Here is a 21,386-nt window from a genome sequence, read left to right as displayed (position 1 = left end):
ACAAATTCTACATAAAATTCGGTATAAACCTATAAAAAACAGTATGTTAAATAGGCTGCTTAAAGCGATATGAGACTAAAGTCTATCAAGCTCGCGGGGTTCAAGTCCTTCGTCGACCCCACTACAGTGAATTTCCCAAGCAATATGTGTGCTGTCGTGGGCCCAAATGGCTGCGGTAAATCCAATATTATTGATGCTGTCCGCTGGGTTATGGGCGAGAGTTCCGCTAAAAATCTGCGCGGCGAGTCTATGGCCGATGTGATCTTCAACGGCTCTGTTAATCGTCAGCCAGTGGGGCAGGCGATGATTGAGCTGGTGTTTGATAATAGCGAAGGCCGGGTCGGTGGTGAATACGCCAGTTACGCCGAGATATCGACTCGCCGACTCGTCACCCGTGAGGGGCAATCGGAATACTTCCTCAACGGCACTCGCTGTCGGCGGCGGGATATCACCGATATATTTTTAGGGACGGGGCTGGGGCCGAGAAGTTACGCGATCATTGAACAGGGCATGATCAGTCGCCTGATAGAGTCCAAGCCGGAGGAATTGCGGGTTTTTATCGAAGAAGCGGCCGGCATCTCTAAGTACAAAGAGCGGCGCAAAGAGACAGAGAGCCGAATGCGGCGCACGCATGAAAACCTTGAGCGCCTCACAGATATTCGTGATGAGTTGGAGCGGCAACTGCAGAATTTGCAGCGTCAGGCAATGGCGGCAGAGAAATACACTGAGTTCAAAGCAGAAGAGCGCACCTTTAAAGCGCAGTTGCTGGCGTTGCAATGCCAAGCCTTGGATGTCCAGATTAAGGCCGCCACTCAGTCTGTGGGTGAATTGGAGGTGAAACTGGAGTCGGTCCACACAGAACATCAGCACGTGGATACGGCTATAGAACAGTACAGGGTAGATCATACGGATCGCACTGACGCCTTTAATGGGGTGCAGGCCACTTACTATCAACTAGGCTCCGAAGTAGCGCGCATTGAGCAGACCATTAAGCATCAGCAGGAGCGGGGCCAGCAGTTGAGTGATGATCTGCAGCAGACTGTCGCCAATCTTTTAGAGTCAGAGAGTCATCTGGGTGATGATCGAGTCAAACTGGCTGACTGGGACAGCGAAATGCTTGTGCTGAGCCCAAACAGGGAGTTATTGCAGGCTCTCGAAGAGGCATCAGCGCAAGCGCTTTTAGAGGCAGAAGAAGCGATGCATAGCTGGCAACATCAATGGGATGAATTTAACCAGCATGCGGCTGGGCCGCGCCAGCAGGCTGAAGTCCAGCAGTCTCGCATTGTTCATGTAGAGCAGGTGTTGCAGCGTTTGCAGGAGAGAACCGAGCAGCTGCACGAAGAAAAAAAGGGTCTTGCAATAGGTCCGGCAGACGCTGAAGTACAGAGCCTGTCAGAGCAGTTAGCTGAGATCGAACTGGCCATGGCCGAACACGAGCGGCGTAGTGGGTCCTTGGTCGACACACTAGCGGCTACGAGGGACAACCGCACCCAACTGTCATCTGAGCTCAACCAGGTGCGGTCGGGGCTACAGCAAATGCGCGGTCGTCGAGCCTCATTAGAAGCCCTGCAGCAGGCTGCAATGGAAGACGGCAGCGAGGGTGTTGGGGAGTGGCTGCAGGCGCGGCAACTGACGGACTCATCACGACTGCTGGAATTGATGCAGGTCGATGACGGCTGGCAGATGGCGGTTGAAACGGTGCTTGGCGACTATTTGCAGGCGGTCTGTGTCGAGGATATCGGCAAGCTTGGGGACTACTTGGACAATTTGGAGCAAGGTCGATTAGTGCTGGTGGAGTCTGGAGGTGGTGATGCCCCTGCAGCGGGATATCTGGCATCAAAGGTGCACAGTCAGGGCCGTGCGGATCCCTTTTTGGCCGGTGTGCGTGCGGCAGATGATTTGGGTCAGGCGATGCAGCAGCGGGCGTCGTTAGCTGCGCACGAATCGATTATTACGCGTGACGGCATCTGGGTGGGCCGTAACTGGCTGCGGGTTGCGCGCTTGTCCAATGGTGACGGTGGCGTTATTCGGCGGCGTGAGGAGCTGGACGCATTGATAACGAAGCTCGAGGCAGAGCAGCAGCACGAGGCACAGCTAACGCGTAATTTGCAGGACACTGAAGACGCGTTGAAGAACTTTGAGGAAGAGCGGCTGGCGGAGCAGCATGCAATGCAGGCAACGACACGCCAGCAATCAGAGATTAGTGCCCTTGTATCCGCCAATCAGGCGAAGGCTGAGCAGATCAAACTGCGCAGCGAGCGGGTGAATGCCGAGATCGAAGTCGCCAAAAAACAGTTCCTTAGCGAGCAGGAAGCCGTTGCTGAGGCCAGGCGAGTATTGGCTGAGGCCATTGAATGCATGGAGGCGGATTCACAGCAGCGCGAGGCGTTACTGTCCACTCGAGATCAGACCCGCTCAACGCTTGACATCGCACGACAGAAAGCCCGCCAGGATAAAGATGGTGCCCATCAGGTAGCCATGCGCTATCAGTCTCTGTCGACACAGCTAAAGGCTATGCGCGAATCGATCGAACGCACAGACGGTCAGGTGGCGCAATTGCATGAACGTCAGGACAGTCTTGCGCTGGCGTTAAGCGAGACTGAGAGTCCATTAGAGGCATTGCGCATTGATCTCGAACAGCAATTAGAGTTGAGGTTGCTGGCTGAGGCTGAGTTGACTGCTGCACGCCAGCTGGTGGCCGAAATGGAACACCAGTTGCGTCAGGCGGAGCAACAGCGTGCGGCCATCGAGCAGCGCGCAGAAACAGTGCGCGGTGATCTGGAGCGACAGCGCATAGCGAGCCAGACCTTGCAGGTCGAGCGAAACAGTATTAATAAGCAGTTGGTAGAAAGTCAGCACGAGGTTGAAGAGGTCTTAAGCACTATGCCGGATGGTGCCAATGAGCCCGAATGGCAGCGCTCTCTAGAGCAGGTAGCGAATCGTATTGCTCGTCTTGGCCCGATCAATCTCGCCGCTATCGATGAATATAACTTGCAGTCGGAGCGCAAGAACTATCTTGATGCTCAAAATGAAGATTTGATATCGGCGCTGGATACTCTCGAGTCAGCGATTCGCAAGATCGACAAGGAAACGCGCAACCGCTTCCGTGAGACGTTCGAAAAGGTTAACACTGGCTTGCAGGAATTATTTCCGCGGGTCTTTGGCGGCGGGAGCGCTTACCTGGAAATGACAGGCGATGATTTACTCGACACCGGAATTTCTATCATGGCTAGACCGCCGGGCAAAAAGAATGCGACTATCCATTTGTTATCCGGAGGAGAGAAGGCATTGACCGCCATCGCGTTGGTATTTTCCATCTTTCAGTTGAACCCCGCGCCTTTTTGTATTCTGGATGAGGTCGACGCACCGCTGGATGATGCGAATACCGGGCGCTATGCCCGTCTGGTAAAAGAGATGTCAGAGAAGGTGCAATTTATCTTTATCACTCACAATAAAATTTCCATGGAGTTCGCCGATCAATTGATGGGTGTGACAATGCATGAGCCCGGGGTTTCGAGGCTGGTGTCGGTCGATGTGGAAGCAGCAGCGGCCTTGGCGGCCAGCTGACTCGGTAGACAAATAGGACGGAAATAGGAGCGATGGACTTAACAATACGTGACTGGATGGTAGTTGTCGGTGTTCTGCTAATAGTGGCTGTATTGTTAGACGCTTGGCGGCGGATTCGTCGGGATAGGTCTGCTGAGGTCAAAATGAAGTTGGTAGACAACGAAGAGCTGTCGGTTGCGCCCGAGCAGGATTTTTCAATGTTCGGCGAGTTGCCAAATGGTGGCGCCAGGGTGGTGGACAGGAGTGATATCCTGCGGGCTACGGGCTATGAGGTAGGGACGGACAAGTCACCGCCCACAGAGCATGACGAACTGGTTGCCGGCATGACGTCCACGGCTCCTGACGGTGACATCGAAGATATCGACTGGCTAGATGGATTGGGGTCGGAAGACGGTCCATCAGAGGTTGTCAATGCGCAGCCTGCGCCTAGCAGACTCGTCAGCCAGGAAGAACCTGAAGTGTTTATGTTCAACGTGGTGGCCCGCAGTAAGCAGGGCTTCCATGGCGGCGATATACTACACATCCTACTGGCCTGTGATCTACGTTTCGGCGATATGGGATTTTTCCATCGTCATGAACTTGAGGCTGGGCGTGGTGCGGTTCAATTCAGCGTGACTAACATGATGCAGCCTGGCGTGTTTGATATTGATAATATGGCCGATATGGCGACGCCCGGTCTGGTGTTCTTCCTCACTCTGCCGGGGCCGGACGATATGATGCAGGCCTTTGATTATATGCTGGAGACTGCGAAAACGGTCGCACGCAATCTTGATGCTGATGTTCTAGACGAATCCCGCAGTGTAGTGAGCAAGCAGACGATGGAGCATAGTCGACAAAAAGTTCGTGACCTAGAACTGCGTTTGCTGGCCAAGGCCCACTGAATTCTCTTATGCCAGTGGCGGACCTTTTGCAGGAACTCGAATCCCTGCTAGAAAAGCTTGATACCTGGAATCACCAGTACTACGTCTTGGACCAGCCTACGGTGCCCGACGCCGAGTACGACCGGGCTATGCAGCGTCTAATCGCCTTAGAAACGCAACACCCGCAATGGCTGCGAACGGATTCCCCTTCCCAGCGTGTGGGCGCAAAACCTCTCGCTCAATTCGGGCAGGTCACACACGATGTCCCTATGCTGTCCCTAGACAATGCATTCAATGATCAGGACATGCAGAACTTTAACCGGCGATTGTTAGATCGACTCGCAGAAATTTCGGGGCCTCTGGAGTTTGCGTGTGAGCCGAAACTTGACGGAATAGCGGTTAGTCTACTCTACCGTAGCGGCGTATTGCAGCGCGGTGCAACCCGTGGTGATGGTGCAACCGGTGAAGATATCACACAAAATGTTCGCACCATTCGTTCTATTCCTCTGCGCTTGCGTGGAACCGGTTATCCTGACGTGCTCGAAGTGCGTGGCGAAATTTATATGCCCAAAGCGGGCTTTGAACAGCTCAATAACCGAGCACGCGAACGCGGCGAAAAGCTCTTTGTAAACCCGCGCAATGCCGCTGCTGGAAGCCTTCGACAACTGGATCCTCGTATTACGGCGGAGCGTCCGCTGGAAATGTGTTGCTACAGCGTTGGATTGGTGGAAGGTGGTAGTCTGCCAGACCGGCAAGCGCGGGTGTTAGAGCGTTTGCAGGATTGGGGGTTCAGGATTAATTCGCAGTCCGCTGTAGTGCGTGGGGTTGAGGCTTGCAATGAGTATTATCAGTCGCTGTCTGAGCGACGGGACAGTCTTCCTTACGATATCGATGGGATTGTATTCAAGGTTAATGAATTCCAGCTTCAGGAACAATTGGGCTTTGTCTCACGCGCACCTCGCTGGGCGATTGCGCGCAAATTTCCAGCGCAGGAGGAGATGACCCGGTTGTTGGATGTGGAGTTTCAGGTGGGGCGCACTGGCGTGATCACACCGGTGGCGAGATTGGAGCCGGTATTTGTCGGCGGTGTTACCGTCAGTAACGCCACTTTGCACAATCGCGACGAAGTCGATCGCCTTGATGTGAGAATAGGGGATACGGTGATAGTGCGCCGGGCTGGCGATGTTATTCCGCAGGTGGTTTCTGTCGTGTTAGAGCATCGCGTGCCCAGCTTTCAGCGCGTGTCCTTTCCACAGCATTGCCCTGTGTGTCAATCTGCGGTAGAACGCGAAGAGGGTGAAGCTGCCTTGCGTTGTATGGGCGGCCTGGTCTGTGCAGCGCAGCAGAAAGCCGCCATAAAGCATTTTGCATCGCGCCGGGCACTAAATGTAGAAGGACTTGGCGACAAGCTCGTTGAGCAGCTGGTAGATGAAGGTTTGGTGGGTAATGTTGCCGAACTTTATACCCTGTCGAAGGCGCATTTACTGGAACTCGATCGTATGGGCGAAAAGTCAGCGGACAATTTATTGGCGGCATTGCAGGACAGTAAACTGACTACTTTGCCGCGTTTTATTTTTGCGTTGGGAATTCGTGAGGTGGGTGAAGCGACGGCCCTCAGTTTGGCGCGCCATTTCGGAAGTTGGCCGGTACTGTCGGCGGCTTCGGAGCGGCAGCTTCTCGAAGTCGATGACGTGGGCCCCATTGTGGCAGATCACCTGCGCCAGTTCTTCGATTCACTGTCCAGTCTAGAAATGGTCAGATTGTTATGTGATGCCGGAGTGAGCTGGCCTGATATTGAATGTTTGCCACAGCAGAATCAGCCACTTCTGGGTCAAACCTGGGTTGTCACTGGGAAACTGGAGACACTGGGGCGCGATGATGCCAAGGCCCATTTGCAGGCGCTGGGTGCAAAGGTTGCTGGCACGGTTTCCATGAAAACAACGTGCGTTGTTGCAGGGCCGGGCGCGGGTTCGAAACTCGCGAAAGCGGAAGCGTTGGGCGTAGAGGTTGTAGACGAGCCATCGTTTCTCGCGCTGCTTTTGGCACAGGGGATTGAGGTTTGAACCGGATAGGGCGAGGTTGTGCAATGGTCGTCATGCTGGCAGCAGTAACCGCCTGTTCGACCAGTCCGCCGCGAGACGTGAACAATATCTGCGCGATATTTAACGAGAAAGATGATTGGTATGACGCCGCGGCAGATTCAAGGGACGAGTGGGGCAGTGCTATCCCTGTGATGATGGCGATTATTTATCAGGAGTCAAAATTCCAAGACGATGCGCAGCCTCCGCGCAAGAAAATTTTCGGCGTTATACCCTGGTTTAGGCCCTCCAGCGCTTATGGCTATAGCCAGGCGAAAACAGACACATGGGATGACTATGAGCGCGATGCTGGGCGGTTTGGAGCGGACCGGGATGATTTTTCTGATGCCATCGACTTTGTCGGCTGGTACAACCAAAAGTCTTTGCAGCGTAACGGGATATCGCTGACTAATACGTATGCACTTTATCTGGCCTACCATGAGGGCCACGGTGGCTACAGGCGTGGGACCTATCTCAAAAAGCAATGGCTGATGAATGTGGCGACAAAAGTTAGTGCTAAAGCTAACACCTACCAAACGCAGTTGCTTGGTTGCGAAGAGGAATTGCAGCGCGGTGGCTGGTTCGGTTGGTTTTAGAAGAGCGCATTCGAGACTAGTTTAAGATAAAGCACCGATCGTGAGAATAACGCCTAAGTGTCGGAAAAGTAACATTATTCCCAGCCCCTTATCAATGAAACAGGACTTGACATGTGACACACTATCGGTGCGTTAAGGGCGGTTTAATGTGCGATGCATGAGCCGCGACCCGATACCGCCATGTTAATAATGAGCAGCTCCAGTGAAACCAACTGATATCAAGAACCCTGAATATTTTCACAAGGTGGTGGATTGCCAGCACGCCTGTCCGGCCCATACCCCGGTGCCTGAGTACATTCGTTTGATCGCTGCCGAGCGTTACACCGATGCCTATATGGTCAATTGGCACTCCAATGTGTTTCCCGGGATTTTGGGGCGCACCTGTGATCGTCCCTGCGAGCCGGCTTGTCGTCGTGTCCGAGTGGAAGAAGAACCTGTAGCGATCTGTCGTCTGAAACGTGTGGCGGCGGATAACAAAGACGATATTACTGATCGGCTACCCATTATCCCCAGTAAGAAGAATGGCAAGCGTATTGCACTGATCGGTGCCGGTCCTGCATCACTCACAGTGGCTCGTGATCTTGCGCCGCTTGGGTATAGCATTGATATATATGATAACCAGTTTGCCGGTGGCGGCATGATGCGCAGTCAGATTCCAACTTTCCGCCTGCCGGTGGACGTATTAGACGAGGAAGTAAACTACATTCTCAATATGGGCGTGACCACGACATTCAATATCGAAGTGGACAGTCTCAAAGAAATATTGAGCAAGAGTTACGATGCGGTATTTGTGGGTACCGGAGCCCCAAGAGGGAAAGGTCTCAACTTGCCGGGTCTTGAGGATGCCATGTCAAATGTCTATCTGGGCATCGACTGGCTGTCCAGCGTCGCGTTTGAGCACACGCGGAGTATTGGTAAGCGTGTTCTGGTTCTTGGTGGCGGCAATACGGCAATGGACTGCTGCAGGACGTCCCGGCGAATGGGTGGAGAGGATGTGAGGGTGGTCGTGCGTAGCCCCTTCGAGGATATGAAGGCCTCTCCGTGGGAGAAAGCAGATGCAGCCCATGAGGGCATCCCTATCTTCAACAACCATGTACCTCGAGAGTTTGTGGTAGAGGAAGGTAAACTCAAGGGCATGAACTTTGAGAAGGTTGAGGCCAAGTACGACAAAGAAGGCAATCGTACATTGATACCTATTAAGGATGGCCTGGTCTTCATGGAAGCAGATGACGTGTTGATGGCGATCGGACAGGAAAATTCGTTTCCCTGGATAGAGCGGGACCTCGGTATTGAGTTCGACCAATGGGATATGCCGTTAGTCGACAAAGCGACATTCCAGTCCACTAACAAAAAGGTATTCTTTGGTGGCGATTCTGCCTTTGGACCAGAAAACATTATTACTGCCGTTGCGCACGGGCATCAGGCTGCCGTTAGTATTGATTTGTTTTGCCGCGGCGAAGATGTGACCAAAAGACCGCCACCCCATGTCACCTTGGCCAGTCAGAAAATGGGTGTGCACGAATGGAGTTACGACAATGCCGTCGAAAACGACCAGCGTTATATCGTGCCGCTGGCGCCTTTGCAGAAGACGCTGAAAGACCGCAAAGTCGAGGTCGAACTAGGGTTTGATATTAGCACGGGCTTTAAGGAAGCAGAGCGTTGCTTGAATTGCGATGTGCAAACAGTGTTTGATGAGTTGCGCTGCATTGAGTGCGACGCCTGTATCGATATCTGCCCGACCGACTGCATTAGTTTTACTACCAACGGCTCAGAAGACGACTTGCGCGGTCGTCTCGAAGCGCCAGCTCCTGAGCTGACCCAGGATCTTTATATTTCTGCCGACCTGCCGACCATGCGGGTGATGGTGAAGGACGAGAACGTTTGTCTGCACTGTGGCTTGTGTGCCGAACGCTGCCCAACGACTGCCTGGGATATGCAAAAGTTTCTTTACAATGTTAGTCAGGCGGGCCAATAGCAATGAGGCGTATTGAGTCGGTCAATGACTTCGTGATCAAGTTTGCCAATGTTAACGGTACAGGCTCCGCTAGCGCCAATAACTTGTTTGCTAAGGCTCTGTTTCGAATGGGCATACCGGTGTCGCCCAAAAACATCTTTCCCTCAAACATTCAGGGCTTACCGACATGGTACGAGGTTCGGGTTAACGATAAGGGTTATCTCGGTCGCAGAGGTGGCATTGATATCGCACTTTCTGTGAACCCCCAGAGCATGGCGGACGATATTCGTGAAGTTTTACCCGGCGGTTATTTCATCTACGACGACACCAAACCGCTTGATTTGCGTCTATGGCGAGATGATATCACTATAGTCGGACTGCCTCTGAGCCGCCTTTGCAGTGAAAATTACGACGATCCACGGCAGCGACAATTATTCAAGAATGTCATTTATGTCGGTGCGCTGGCTGCGTTGCTTGATATTGACTTTAAGGTGTTGACAGGTCTTTTGGAGGATCAATTTAAAGGGAAAAAGAACCTAGTGCTGCCCAATATCCATGCTTTGGAGCTGGGGTATCATTACGCTCAGGCCAATATAGAGTGTCCGCTTGGTATTCGCGTGGAAAAGAGCGACAAAGTGGGAGACAAAATACTTTTAGACGGCAATACGGCGTTGGGCCTAGGCGCCCTGTATGGTGGCGCCACAGTGGCAGCGTGGTACCCAATAACGCCGTCTACTTCTGTTGTCGACGCGTTTGAAAAATATGCCAAGCGTGTCAGAATCGACCCAGGCACGGGCAACTGCAACTATGCGATCGTGCAGGCCGAGGATGAGTTGTCCGCTATTGGCATGGTGATCGGCGCCAGTTGGAATGGCGCGCGTTCCTTTACCGCGACCTCGGGCCCCGGGGTGTCGTTAATGAGTGAGTTTTTGGGTTTGGCTTATTTTGCCGAGATACCTACGGTGCTGTTTAACGTTCAAAGAGCAGGTCCGTCGACGGGAATGCCTACAAGAACGCAGCAGTCAGACATTTTGGCTTGTGCGTATGCCTCGCATGGCGACACTAAACAGGTTCTACTATTTCCCTCAACCCCCAAGGAATGCTTTGACTTTGGGGCATTGTCATTTGATCTCGCAGAGCGTCTGCAAACGCCCATCATCCTGATGACCGACTTAGACCTTGGTATGAACGATAATATGTCAGCACCCCTAGCCTGGGATGATGCGAGAAAATATGATCGTGGAAAAGTGATGACGGCGGAACAGTTGGAAGACGGCATGGAGTTCGGTCGCTATCTGGACGTCGATGGGGATGCTATTTGCTATCGCACGTATCCCGGCACTCACCCTACTAAAGGCGCTTTTTTTACCCGAGGGACATCCCGCAACGAATATGCCGTCTACACCGAAAAGGGCGAAGAGTACGAGGCAAATATGTTACGCCTGTTACGCAAGTGGGACACGATCAATGAACATGTCCCCGCACCAATTACGGTCGATTGTGGCAGAGAAACTGATACCGCTGTGCTGTATTTTGGTACCAGTGAAGAGTCCAGCCTAGAAGCACTCGACTATTTAGCAGCCGAAGGTATCTACCTGAATGCCATGCGAGTGAGAGCTTTTCCGTTCAACTATGAAGTTCAAGAGTACATTGAGCGGCACAAAGAAGTTTTTGTGGTCGAGCAGAATCGCGACGCACAGTTGCGCACGCTGCTGATGGCTGAATTCGAGTTCGGGCCTGACAAATTGAAGTCCGTACTGTGTTTTGACGGCACGCCGATTAGTGCGCGCAATATAGGCAAGCAAATCAAAAAGCATCTTAAGGGTGATAATGTTTTACCTTTACATCGCAATATTACGTGGGTTCGAGCAGGAGAATCTTTATGAGTTATCAGGTCCCTAAATTCCGTCATCCAGATTTGCCGCTGAATGATTTGGGTTATACCAAAGCTGATTATGAGGGGACTATCTCCACCCTTTGCGCAGGGTGTGGCCATGACTCTATTAGCGGGTCCATTGTAAGGGCCTGCCATGAACTCTCCATTGAGCCGCACAAAATAGCCAAACTTTCGGGTATCGGGTGCTCGTCTAAGACGCCGGCTTACTTTCTGGGAAAATCACATGGGTTTAATTCCGTCCACGGCCGTATGCCGTCAGTGGTAACCGGCGCAGCTTTGGCCAACCGAGATCTTGTGTATCTGGGTGTATCTGGGGATGGTGATACAGCTTCCATCGGCATGGGGCAATTTGCCCACGTGGCGAGGCGCAACCTCAACATGGTCTACATTGTGATGAATAATGGCTGCTACGGACTGACCAAGGGGCAGGATTCAGCGACGGCTGATAGAGGTTCTGCCAGTAAAAAAGGTGATCCCAATATTTACAGTGCTATTGATTTGTGTGGTACCGCGCTGCAAATGGGCGCGACCTTTGTCGCTCGCAGTTTTTCTGGCGACAAGGAGCAACTATTGCCGTTGATTAAGGCCGCCATGTCGCACCGAGGGTTTGCCATTATCGACGTCATCTCACCCTGCGTCACGTTCAACAATAATCCGCAGTCGACCAAAAGCTACGAGTTCGTGCGTGAGCATTCAGAAGCGACGGGAACCATTGATTTTGTGCCCATGCACAAAGAAATTACCGCTCAATACCAGCCCGGTTCGAGTCATGAAGTGACTATGCATGATGGGTCTTCGCTGCGTCTTTACAAAGCTGACGAGTCACTTAATCCGTTTGATCGACGTTCGGCGATCACCGCGCTGGAAGATCATCGCTATTCGGGCAGTATTTTAACCGGCCTCATCTATATTAATGAAGACTCGCGCGATCTGCACGAAGTACTAGAGACCTCTCAGAAGCCATTGAACCAACTCGACGAAACAGATTTGTGCCCTGGAAATAAAATGCTGATGAATATTAACGCCAGTCTGCGCTAAGGCTGGCTCTATATTGTAGGCATAAGACAGCTTTTTACCCCTATTTATGCATATTTTGTTGCGATACCGGGTATTGTCAACTAATTGTCACAATTACATCATTTAATTACGCTCAGACTTCATAGAGAGGGTATTTAAGGCGATGAGCACACAAACACTGTTGATTGTGGATGACGAGCCGGCAATTCGAGACATGTTGCGTATGGCGCTGGAGGCAGCCGATTTCCGGTGTATCGAAGCCGAAGACATACAAGAAGCTTACAGGCTTGTGGTTGATGAGCGTCCCTCGTTAGTGCTTTTGGACTGGATGTTGCCTGGCGGTAGTGGCCTGGAGCTAATGCGCCGGCTCAAGCGAGAGGATCTCACCCGGACGATGCCGATCATCATGCTTACCGCCAAGACCGCAGAAGATAATGTCATACAGGGGCTGGAGCTTGGCGCTGACGACTATATTAGCAAGCCTTTCGCGCCGCGAGCATTGATAGCTCGAATCAGGGCGCTGTTACGACGGGCCAGCGGTGCCGGGGAGGGAGAAAAAATTCAATTCGCTGAGTTGCTGTTGGACGGTGTGAGCAAACGTGTATTTATCAAGGGGCAGCCAGTGGTCATCGGGCCAACCGAGTTTAAACTGTTACAATTCTTTATGTCGAATCCAGAACGGGCCTACTCACGCAGTCAACTACTGGATCAGGTGTGGGGCGCCAACGTTTATGTGGAGGAGCGCACGGTTGATGTGCACATACGACGACTTCGCGTGGCCCTGCAAGTCCCGCAGGCCGATAATAGTAACATGATCCAGACTGTGCGAGGGACCGGGTATCGATTTTCAGCACGAGATTATTCGTAGTGGAGGTCTTTAACACAGCATGACTTGGTTTACAGCCACGAGCAGAATGCTATTACTGATCATAGTCTCGGCCAGCGTGGGCGCTCTTTACGGGTACCCGCAAGAGGCCGTCATTCTGGTTTTGTTTGGAATTTCCGGCTTCTCATTTTACCAGATACGCCGTGTACAATTGTGGCTGCAGACGCCTGAAAAGATGCCACCCGATGCTTATGGCGCGTGGGGAGACATTCTTTCCCGTATGTACTTCCTTCAGCGGGGTAGTCTAGAAGCGCAGGCTCAACTGCAGGATACAGTGGAGTACCTGCAGGACTCATTTGCAGCGATGCGAGACGGCGTTGTGATGGTAGACGCCAATGGTTGCATTAAATGGTTAAACCGTTCTTTAGAACCTTTGTTGGGTTTGCGTTCTCCAGAGGATACAGGACAACCGCTCACTAACCTGGTGCGAGCCCCCGAGTTTAATCGCTATTTTCTGGCCATGGACTATTCAACCCCCCTACAATATTTGGCCATTGGGGGTGATAAGCCACTATATCTGCGTGTAGAAGTCACACCCTTTGGTAAAGCAGAGCGTCTTCTGTTTGTTCGAGATGTGAGTAGTGCGGTGCTTATGGAGAAGATGCGCCGCGAATTTGTTGCAAATGTGTCACATGAATTGCGGACTCCGCTGACGGTAATCAGTGGCTACTTGGGTACACTTTTAATGGAGACTAAAGCGTTTCCAGAGCGTTATGTGAAGGCCCTTACACAAATGGGGCAACAAGCAGCGCGGATGGAGAGCTCACTGAAGGATCTACTGTGGCTGTCCCGGATTGAAAGTGAACAGTACAATACTGCGCACGGCACGATAGATGTCCGAGGGTTATTCCATGAGCTGCGAGATGACTTGGTAGAATCTCATCCTAATTCGGTCCTCGTGCTAGAGATTTCAACTGATGAAACAATTTGTGGCGATTACCGCCAGCTGTATAGTGCCGTTTCGAATTTGGCGATTAATGCTATCAAGTACAGTCCTGAAGGTAATCCTGTGACTCTAAGTTGGACCTTGCAGGGAGACGACTTGTGTATGCAGGTTCGTGACCGAGGGCTTGGTATCGATTCATCTCATATTCCCCGGCTAACCGAGCGTTTTTACAGAGTAGATGACAGTCGAAACTCCGCAACAGGTGGTACCGGCCTGGGGCTTGCGATCGTTAAGCACGTCGCAGCAGCGAACGATGGTCAGTTAAAGATTGAGAGTAAATTGGGTGAAGGCAGCACATTCACGCTAATATTTCCAGCAAGAGGCTAATGTCATGTTGAAACAAGAAGGTTATGGGCAACATATTTCTGGGCAGTTCAATGCAGAGTTGGAATCTCTTCGTAACCAGCTGTTGGCGATGGGTGGGCAAGTTGAGCAGCAGCTGACGACGGCTCTAGATGCCCTCATGAAATTGGATAGTGGTGTCGCCGAGTCGATAGTCCGTAACGATGCCGAAATTAATCAGATGGAAATGACAATAGACGATGAGTGCGCAACCATCATCGCGAGGCGGCAACCGACGGCAAGCGATCTTCGACTTGTGATCACAATTATCAAGGTAAACAGAGATTTAGAGCGTATTGGAGATGAGGCGGCGAAAGTGGCTAGACAGGCGGTGCAGCTGTCAGAGGGCGGGATGTCGCCTAGTAGCTTCGTCGAGATCCGCCACATCGGTGCTCTCGTGGGGGTCCTGTTGAGGCAGTCGTTGGATGCTTTTGCGCGTTTGGATGTCACTAAAGCGATAGAAGTGGTCAGGGGAGATGCGGAAGTCGACAAGGAATATGGCAGCGCCATGCGCAGTCTGGTCACTTTTATGGTGGAAGACCCTCGAAATATTGGCGCAATTCTCAACGAGATGTGGGCCTTGCGCAGTCTCGAGCGGATAGGAGACCACGCCTGCAATATCGCTGAGCACGTGGTTTATTTGGTCAAGGGCCTCGATGTCAGGCACGGCCGCTTGAGTGAACTCGGTGAAGAGGCGTTGGATATCTAGCTACCGCAATATTACAGGGATAAGGCGTTATTAGAGAGAATCTCAGCCACTGTCACAGTAATGTAACGTGGCGAACCTAGACTGAGGCTGTTGCTTCGAGAGCACACAATTCGATATCACTGATTATGAGGGAGCTTTAAGTCCATGAAAAATTGTCTGATCGGAGCAGTTGTGGCGTTCGCCACGTTCGGTAGCATTCATTCAGTGCAGGCGGCGAGTCGTGATAGCGTCAGTATTGTAGGGTCATCCACTGTCTATCCCTTTGCTACGGTGGTGGCTGAACGGTTTGGTCGTTCTACAGATTTCAAAACTCCCACAATCGAATCGACCGGCACCGGAGGTGGGCTTAAACTCTTTTGCAGTGGGCTTGGTACCAACACACCGGACATCACTAATGCCTCTCGTCGCATCAAAATGAGTGAGTATGACGACTGCCAGACCAATGGCGTGACTGACATTGTTGAAGTGTTGGTTGGTTACGATGGCATCGCTATCGCTAGCTCCACTGAGTCGGCACAGCTCGAGATTAGTCTCAACGATGTCTATCTTGCTTTGGCCAAGGATGTACCGGATGCTGATGGCAAGCTTGTCGCGAATCCGAACATCACATGGAAAGATGTGAATTCACTCTTGCCACCCACGAAGATTGAAGTGCTCGGGCCACCGCCCACGTCTGGTACTAGAGATGCTTTTGTGGAGCTCGCGATGGCCGGCGGCGCTAAGGGTGTTCCCGACTTAAAGGAGCTGTCTGGGCTAAGTGCGGACCAGGTTGATGAAATCAAGGCAATGATGGTGAAACTAGGTGTGCCATTAGGGGTCTACGATGCATTGGCTGAGCGAAAAGGTAAGGCACCGAAAGGTAAAGATGTATTTACCACGTTGGCGTACGCGATCCGTGAGGATGGGGCTTTTATTGAAGCGGGTGAAAACGATAATTTGATCGTACAAAAATTGCAGGCCAACCCCGATGCAGTCGGTATATTCGGCTTTAGTTTCCTCGACGAGAACCGTGACAAGGTCCAAGGTGCCATTGTCGATGGTGTTGTACCCACATTCGATTCTATTGCTGACGGTGAATATCCTGTGTCACGCCCATTGTACTTTTATATTAAAGGGGCCCACGTTGGAAAAATTCCTGGCATTCAGGAGTACGCGATCGAGTTTACGTCGTTAAAGGCGATGGGAGAAGATGGTTATTTGCCTGAGAGGGGGTTGATCCCCTTAAGTGGTGCAGAGTTCATACAGATTCAGGACGATGTCAAGACGCTCAAGCGTCTTGAATTACAGTAGCTAAGCATCCCAGTATTCATTCAAGCAGACAGCGTATGTCAGGATATCTGTCGCCGCATTGTTATTGTGAAAACAATGCGTCATAGCCGCGAAAGCGTGGATACACGAGCAGATATCCGCTAATGCAGACAACAACGATTTTTCTGACGCTGCTTGCCCTGTGTGTTCTCAGCTTCTTTATGGGACGCAACCGGTCTCGTGTCGTTGCTATGCGCTTGGGTGGTGGCCTCGCGTCTTTGCATTCATTGCCCCAGCACTACGGTTATATGGCCGCTATGTGGGCGGCAATTCCAGCCTTGTTTCTGCTTGTGCTATGGAGCGGCTTTGAATCGACTATTCTGTATAAGCTGGTGGTCGCCCAACTGCCGCAGAGCATTCAGGATATGCCTACCAGTGAAATCGGCCTTTACTACAACCAGCTTCAAGGGTTTGCGCAGGGTGGATTTGGCGGCACCGAAGGGGATCCGGTTCAGGTAGCGGCAAGCGAGCACTATCGTGTGTTGGCATCCTCTAGCAGTCAACTTAAGGCGGCCATGGTACTGATCGTTGCAGTCCTTGGTGGACTTCTTGCGGTGCGCCGGGTCACGCCCCTGTTGCGCGCGAGGAATCATGTCGAAAAAATATTTGAGTGGATACTTTTTGGCAGTTCATTAGTCGCCGTGCTAACAACTCTGGGGATTATTCTATCGATTCTGTTTGAGGCCGTTCGCTTTTTTAAAGTAATCCCGTTACAGGATTTCCTATTTGGCTTGCAGTGGAGTCCACAAATGGCAATCCGCGCCGATCAGGTCGCTGCGTCGGGTTCATTCGGCTTCCTGCCGTTGTTGGTTGGAACACTTCTCATCTCGACCGTCGCGTTATTGATTGCTGTTCCAGTTGGGTTGATGTCAGCGATATATCTCTCTGAATATGCAAGTCGGCGATTCCGCGCGGTGACCAAGCCCGTGCTGGAAATTCTCGCAGGAGTCCCGACGGTTGTTTATGGCTTTTTTGCCGCTTTGACGGTTGCGCCATTCATACGGGAACTTGGAGAGTCGGTCGGTCTGAGTGTCGCCTCCGAGAGTGCCATGGCCGCCGGTCTTGTGATGGGAATCATGATAATTCCCTTTGTTATGTCTCTATCAGATGACATCATTAATGCCGTTCCTGACAGTCTAAGGGAAGCCTCTCTGGGGATGGGCGCAACCATGAGCGAAACGATTCGCAAAGTTGTGATGCCCGCCGCATTACCCGGTATTGTTGGCGGCATATTGCTAGCTGCCTCGCGTGCTATTGGTGAAACCATGATTGTTGTAATGGCGGCAGGCCTGTCCGCTAAATTGACCATCAACCCTCTCGAGGCAGTGACGACTATTACTGTGCAGATTGTTAGTCTCCTCGTCGGTGACCAAGAGTTTGATAACCCCAAGACATTGGCTGCTTTTGCTCTGGGCTTGGTTCTGTTTTTTGTGACACTGCTGCTCAATGTGGTCGCGCTGTATGTGGTGAGAAAATATCGTGAACAATATGAGTAAGCAAAGCCATTATAAGACGACCACTGCAATTCAGGCTTCTCTTAAGAAGCGCTATGCGACCGAGCGTCGCTTCCAGTGGTATGGTCGCTTAGCCGTGCTTACGGGATTTATTTTCCTGTTTATATTGCTGGCCGATATTGTCAGCAAGGGAACTCCGGCCTTCACTCAGCACTTTATTAAGGTAGATGTCATTTTTGATAGAGAGAAGCTCGGTATTGATTCTTCTGCCACACCGACAGAAATTGCGCATGCTGACTATAGCGCTGCTATAAAAAGCAGCTTACGAACAATGTTTCCTGACGCCTCGACTAGAGGTGAGAAGAAGAGCTTATACCGTTTGATAAGCGTAGGCGCCCAATATTCTCTGCGCGATATGGTGATCGATAATCCTGCATTGATTGGGACCACCCGTGAAATCTGGCTTCCCGCTCACTCAGAGGCTGGAAGTTATCTGAAGAATCAGGTTTCCAAAGACTCACCTGAATCAGAGCGTAAGATAAAGGATATCCAAATCAAGTGGCTCGACACTCTGGGAGAAGAGGGTAGGACTGAGTCCCGCTTCAACCGCACTTTTTTCACTAGTGGAGACTCCCGTGAGCCAGAGATGGCTGGCATCAAGGCTGCACTATATGGGTCATTTTATACGCTGTTGGTTACGTTTTTACTGGCATTTCCTATCGGGGTAATGGCAGCTGTCTATCTTGAAGAATTCGCACCTCGTAATCGGCTTACCGATCTTATTGAGATCAATATTAATAACCTCGCAGCAGTCCCTTCTATTGTCTTTGGCCTGCTGGGACTTGCGGTTTTTATCAATTTCTTTGAATTGCCACGCTCCGCCCCACTAGTCGGGGGAATAGTGCTCGCGCTGATAACACTGCCAACGATTATTATTACCTCTCGAGCCGCCATTGGGGCCGTGTCCCCGTCTATTCATCAAGCGGCGATGGGCGTCGGAGCCTCAAAATTACAGACTGTCGTTCATCACGTTTTGCCGGTCGCGATGCCGGGTATTTTGACCGGTTCGATCATCGGTATGGCGCAGGCACTGGGAGAGACAGCTCCTCTTCTAATGATTGGTATGGTGGCATTTATTATGGATGTGCCGGGTGGCGTTACAGATCCTTCTACGGTGCTTCCTGTGCAAATATTTTTGTGGGCGGACAGCCCTGAACGAGGATTTACTGAGAAGACATCAGCGGCTATCATGGTGTTAATGGGTTTTCTTGTTTTGATGAACGCTTTGGCCGTATTTCTGCGTAAGAGATTCGAGCTCAAATGAGGTAACAGGGTATTATGCGAAGACTAAAAAAATGAATGCTTTTGCTGCTGAAGCCGCCAAAAAAGGTCTATCTGGCGGAGCGACTAAGCCTAGCAAAGAAAAAGAGCCTTTAGATATTCGTGATCATGGCGATGTGAGTGGCTACGAGACGATCGGTGTGCCCTTTGTGGATGACGCAAAAATGTCAGCACGCAACGTTAACGTCTTCTACGCTGAGAAGCAGGCGATTATAGACGTGTCTTTGGATATTGGCCGTAATGAAGTGCTTGCTATGATCGGTCCTTCCGGTTGCGGCAAGTCCACCTTCCTGCGCTCATTGAATCGCATGAACGATATTATTCCCATTTGTAAGATGAAGGGCCAGATCACTCTGGATGGTGTGGATATCTATGAGAGCGACCAGGACACGGTGTTGTTGCGTGCCAGAGTTGGTATGGTCTTTCAGAAACCGAATCCTTTCCCAAAGTCGATTTACGAGAATGTTGCCTATGGCCCACGAATTCATGGTCTTGCACATAGCAAGGCAGAGATGGATGAGATTGTGGTGAACAGTCTGCGTAGGGCCGGTCTGTTTGATGAGGTCAAAGATCAGCTGGATAAACCCGGGACGGGGCTTTCAGGTGGGCAACAGCAACGCCTTTGCATCGCCCGTGCAATCGCAGTCAGTCCTGAAGTGATTCTTATGGACGAGCCCTGTTCAGCACTTGACCCGATTGCCTCTGCGAGAATTGAGGAGCTAATTGATGAACTCAAAGAAAACTACACGATTGCTATAGTGACGCATTCAATGCAACAAGCAGCACGGGTGTCGCAGCGTACGGCCTACTTTCATCTTGGCAAACTAATCGAAGTCGGCGACACTAAAGACATCTTTACGATACCTCGTCACCAGTTGACTGAGAACTATATTACTGGTCGTTTTGGCTAATAAGTGGGCTTGCGATTCGGCGAGTACCGGTCTCCTACCTTCGGTAATTAACAGCAGTGCTTTCTTGGCCAACCTGAAAACCTGCGTTTCGGTGGTGCGACTAGAACGCTCGGAAGCGTTTTTGAACGTGGCGCTGTCTGATTCTTATTTGTTCGCTCCGTTGTTCCTGCGTGACGAATGCTGTTGATTCAGGGAGGTGAGAGCGGATATCTTTGAAGGAGACTTTTGTAGCGCTAATACTCGGCCACTGTTCGGGGTCGGGTGTTGTGCTATAGGCCCAACGGGGGCTCATAAAGCCTTCAGGATGGCCGTTCGTATCGAGCCAGTTAGGCACTCCCGGGTCGCTGTGCGCGATGACAAGTCTGATGACACCATCAGGGTCAACACTCATCTGGTGTCCATTTAGGCTGCCGATCTGGTTGGCATATTCCATCGACTCACCCCACAGGTTGCCGAGCTGGAAGCCCACATAGTGAGGCTGTAATTGTATTCTATTCTCTATAATTAGAGCTTCGTCAGGTTCCAGTTCAAAGATCCCTCCAGCATATAAGTTGGTGCTCATGCCTCCGCCGGTAGCGCCCGAGGCGGCGTTGATCTGGTTGAACACGTTACGTTTGAAGCCTATCCCTGGAATCGTGCCCTCGCGCTCGCCATAGGTGCCCATCGGAATGGTCCAGAAGGCATTCCAGAAGATCATCTGGTTGCGCACAATCTGGCCAAAATGCCGAATGTCGTCTGCAGCTTGTTGTGGCGAATACGCAGGTGCATGCGTGCCAGCATTTCCTATCTGCGTAATTTCAAAGTGAATAGCTTCCTCCTGTTCCCAGTCATTGAACAATTGCCTGCCGCTGACATAGTTGGCATAACGCTCCGGTTTTATGTTGCTGTCGGTAGGATGCGCTCTGTTTACTGTCTTTAGGGTACAAATAAAGTTCCCCTTATAGTCGGTCGGCCGCTCTGGCGCTAACAAGATATCGAAGCTGCCATCAGGGTTGACCTCAATGAGCGAGGAGTCCAGCCGTCCGGTCTGAGTTTTCATGCCGGGGCGTAACTCCGACAGATCACCTGAGTCCCCCGCTAAGCAGCCCGAGCTGGCTTCAAAAATAACGTAGTGGGGCGCTGTTCGCACGCTGTTGGCAGTGGCGTTACCTTGCCAGTGACTGGTGTCTTCCGCGCAACCTCGAATAAGATATTGCTCGCGCCCATCTATTGGTGTGTAAAAATAGACGGCATCAGCATTATCAATCGTCCCTCTAGTCATCACACTCAACGCGTTGCGGAACTGCGGTCGGGCGGGGTCACTGTGGAATGCACGTTCCACGGCGGCATGCATAAAGCCCATCAAATATCGATAACCCTCAGCCAAATTACGATCATTCGCCGGCGGCGGCATCATATTAGGCTGGTCGATAGCGTTGCGTGCCTCCTCAAGCACTAGAATCATCTCATCCCACGCCTCACGCAAACTCTCCTTTGAGTTGCCTAATCCAGTATCCATTTCACTTATCCTTTCAAGCGGG

The 21,386-nt window shown here is 51.5% G+C and carries 15 protein-coding genes; 14 read left to right on the top strand and 1 reads right to left on the bottom strand.

Going from position 1 to position 21,386, the window contains the following annotated elements; translation table 11 throughout:
- Nucleotides 1-69 precede the first annotated feature (69 nt).
- The 14 genes from smc to pstB all read left to right on the top strand — a co-directional run bounded on the left by smc (nucleotide 70) and on the right by pstB (nucleotide 19,866).
- The gene (gene smc, locus ABXT62_RS08960; protein ID WP_415354897.1) at nucleotides 70-3,567 is read left to right on the top strand and encodes a chromosome segregation protein SMC; all 3,498 of its coding nucleotides are present in this window, start codon (nucleotides 70-72) and stop codon (nucleotides 3,565-3,567) included.
- A gap of 32 nt (nucleotides 3,568-3,599) precedes the next feature.
- Nucleotides 3,600-4,448, top strand: coding sequence for a cell division protein ZipA (gene zipA / locus ABXT62_RS08955; protein WP_415354896.1), 849 nt, complete (start codon nucleotides 3,600-3,602; stop codon nucleotides 4,446-4,448).
- Nucleotides 4,449-4,456: 8 nt separating this feature from the next.
- The gene (gene ligA, locus ABXT62_RS08950) at nucleotides 4,457-6,490 is read left to right on the top strand and encodes an NAD-dependent DNA ligase LigA (RefSeq protein WP_415354895.1); all 2,034 of its coding nucleotides are present in this window, start codon (nucleotides 4,457-4,459) and stop codon (nucleotides 6,488-6,490) included.
- Nucleotides 6,491-6,513: 23 nt separating this feature from the next.
- Nucleotides 6,514-7,101 carry a transglycosylase SLT domain-containing protein gene (locus ABXT62_RS08945; protein ID WP_415354894.1) on the top strand — a complete coding sequence of 196 codons (588 nt, stop codon included), beginning with the start codon at nucleotides 6,514-6,516 and terminating at the stop codon, nucleotides 7,099-7,101.
- Between the two features lie 202 nt (nucleotides 7,102-7,303).
- Entirely contained in the window at nucleotides 7,304-9,076 is a 1,773-nt protein-coding gene (locus tag ABXT62_RS08940) for an FAD-dependent oxidoreductase (RefSeq protein WP_415354893.1), read from the top strand.
- A 2-nt stretch (nucleotides 9,077-9,078) separates the two neighbouring features.
- Nucleotides 9,079-10,941: a 2-oxoacid:acceptor oxidoreductase subunit alpha gene (locus tag ABXT62_RS08935; RefSeq protein WP_415354892.1), complete on the top strand. Its 1,863-nt coding sequence runs from the start codon at nucleotides 9,079-9,081 to the stop codon at nucleotides 10,939-10,941.
- The gene (locus tag ABXT62_RS08930; RefSeq protein WP_415354891.1) at nucleotides 10,938-11,990 is read left to right on the top strand and encodes a 2-oxoacid:ferredoxin oxidoreductase subunit beta; all 1,053 of its coding nucleotides are present in this window, start codon (nucleotides 10,938-10,940) and stop codon (nucleotides 11,988-11,990) included. The genes ABXT62_RS08935 and ABXT62_RS08930 overlap by 4 nt, the downstream gene beginning before the upstream one ends.
- A 142-nt stretch (nucleotides 11,991-12,132) precedes the next feature.
- Nucleotides 12,133-12,837: a phosphate regulon transcriptional regulator PhoB gene (phoB, locus tag ABXT62_RS08925; RefSeq protein WP_415354890.1), complete on the top strand. Its 705-nt coding sequence runs from the start codon at nucleotides 12,133-12,135 to the stop codon at nucleotides 12,835-12,837.
- A gap of 19 nt (nucleotides 12,838-12,856) precedes the next feature.
- The gene (gene phoR / locus ABXT62_RS08920; RefSeq protein ID WP_415354889.1) at nucleotides 12,857-14,128 is read left to right on the top strand and encodes a phosphate regulon sensor histidine kinase PhoR; all 1,272 of its coding nucleotides are present in this window, start codon (nucleotides 12,857-12,859) and stop codon (nucleotides 14,126-14,128) included.
- Nucleotides 14,129-14,132: 4 nt separating this feature from the next.
- A complete protein-coding gene (gene phoU / locus ABXT62_RS08915) occupies nucleotides 14,133-14,852 on the top strand; it encodes a phosphate signaling complex protein PhoU (RefSeq protein ID WP_415354888.1) in 720 nt (239 codons plus the stop codon).
- A gap of 144 nt (nucleotides 14,853-14,996) precedes the next feature.
- Nucleotides 14,997-16,142 carry a substrate-binding domain-containing protein gene (locus tag ABXT62_RS08910; RefSeq protein ID WP_415354887.1) on the top strand — a complete coding sequence of 382 codons (1,146 nt, stop codon included), beginning with the start codon at nucleotides 14,997-14,999 and terminating at the stop codon, nucleotides 16,140-16,142.
- A gap of 122 nt (nucleotides 16,143-16,264) precedes the next feature.
- Nucleotides 16,265-17,656, top strand: a complete 1,392-nt coding sequence (gene pstC, locus ABXT62_RS08905) for a phosphate ABC transporter permease subunit PstC (RefSeq protein WP_415354886.1) — start codon at nucleotides 16,265-16,267, stop codon at nucleotides 17,654-17,656.
- A complete protein-coding gene (gene pstA / locus ABXT62_RS08900; protein WP_415354885.1) occupies nucleotides 17,649-18,938 on the top strand; it encodes a phosphate ABC transporter permease PstA in 1,290 nt (429 codons plus the stop codon). The genes pstC and pstA overlap by 8 nt, the downstream gene beginning before the upstream one ends.
- Before the next feature lie 181 nt (nucleotides 18,939-19,119).
- Nucleotides 19,120-19,866, top strand: a complete 747-nt coding sequence (pstB, locus tag ABXT62_RS08895; RefSeq protein ID WP_415358186.1) for a phosphate ABC transporter ATP-binding protein PstB — start codon at nucleotides 19,120-19,122, stop codon at nucleotides 19,864-19,866.
- A gap of 100 nt (nucleotides 19,867-19,966) precedes the next feature.
- On the opposite strand, the gene ABXT62_RS08890 is transcribed toward pstB, so the two are convergent.
- Nucleotides 19,967-21,364 carry a hypothetical protein gene (locus tag ABXT62_RS08890; protein WP_415354884.1) on the bottom strand — a complete coding sequence of 466 codons (1,398 nt, stop codon included), beginning with the start codon at nucleotides 21,362-21,364 and terminating at the stop codon, nucleotides 19,967-19,969.
- Between the last annotated feature and the right edge of the window lie 22 nt (nucleotides 21,365-21,386).

Origin of the sequence: Halioglobus sp. Uisw_031 (genome assembly GCF_047729875.1) — a bacterium.
Classification (GTDB): domain Bacteria; phylum Pseudomonadota; class Gammaproteobacteria; order Pseudomonadales; family Halieaceae; genus Marimicrobium.
The sequence above is the reverse complement of the archived record's forward strand: the minus strand, read 5'-3'. Positions and strand labels throughout refer to the sequence as shown.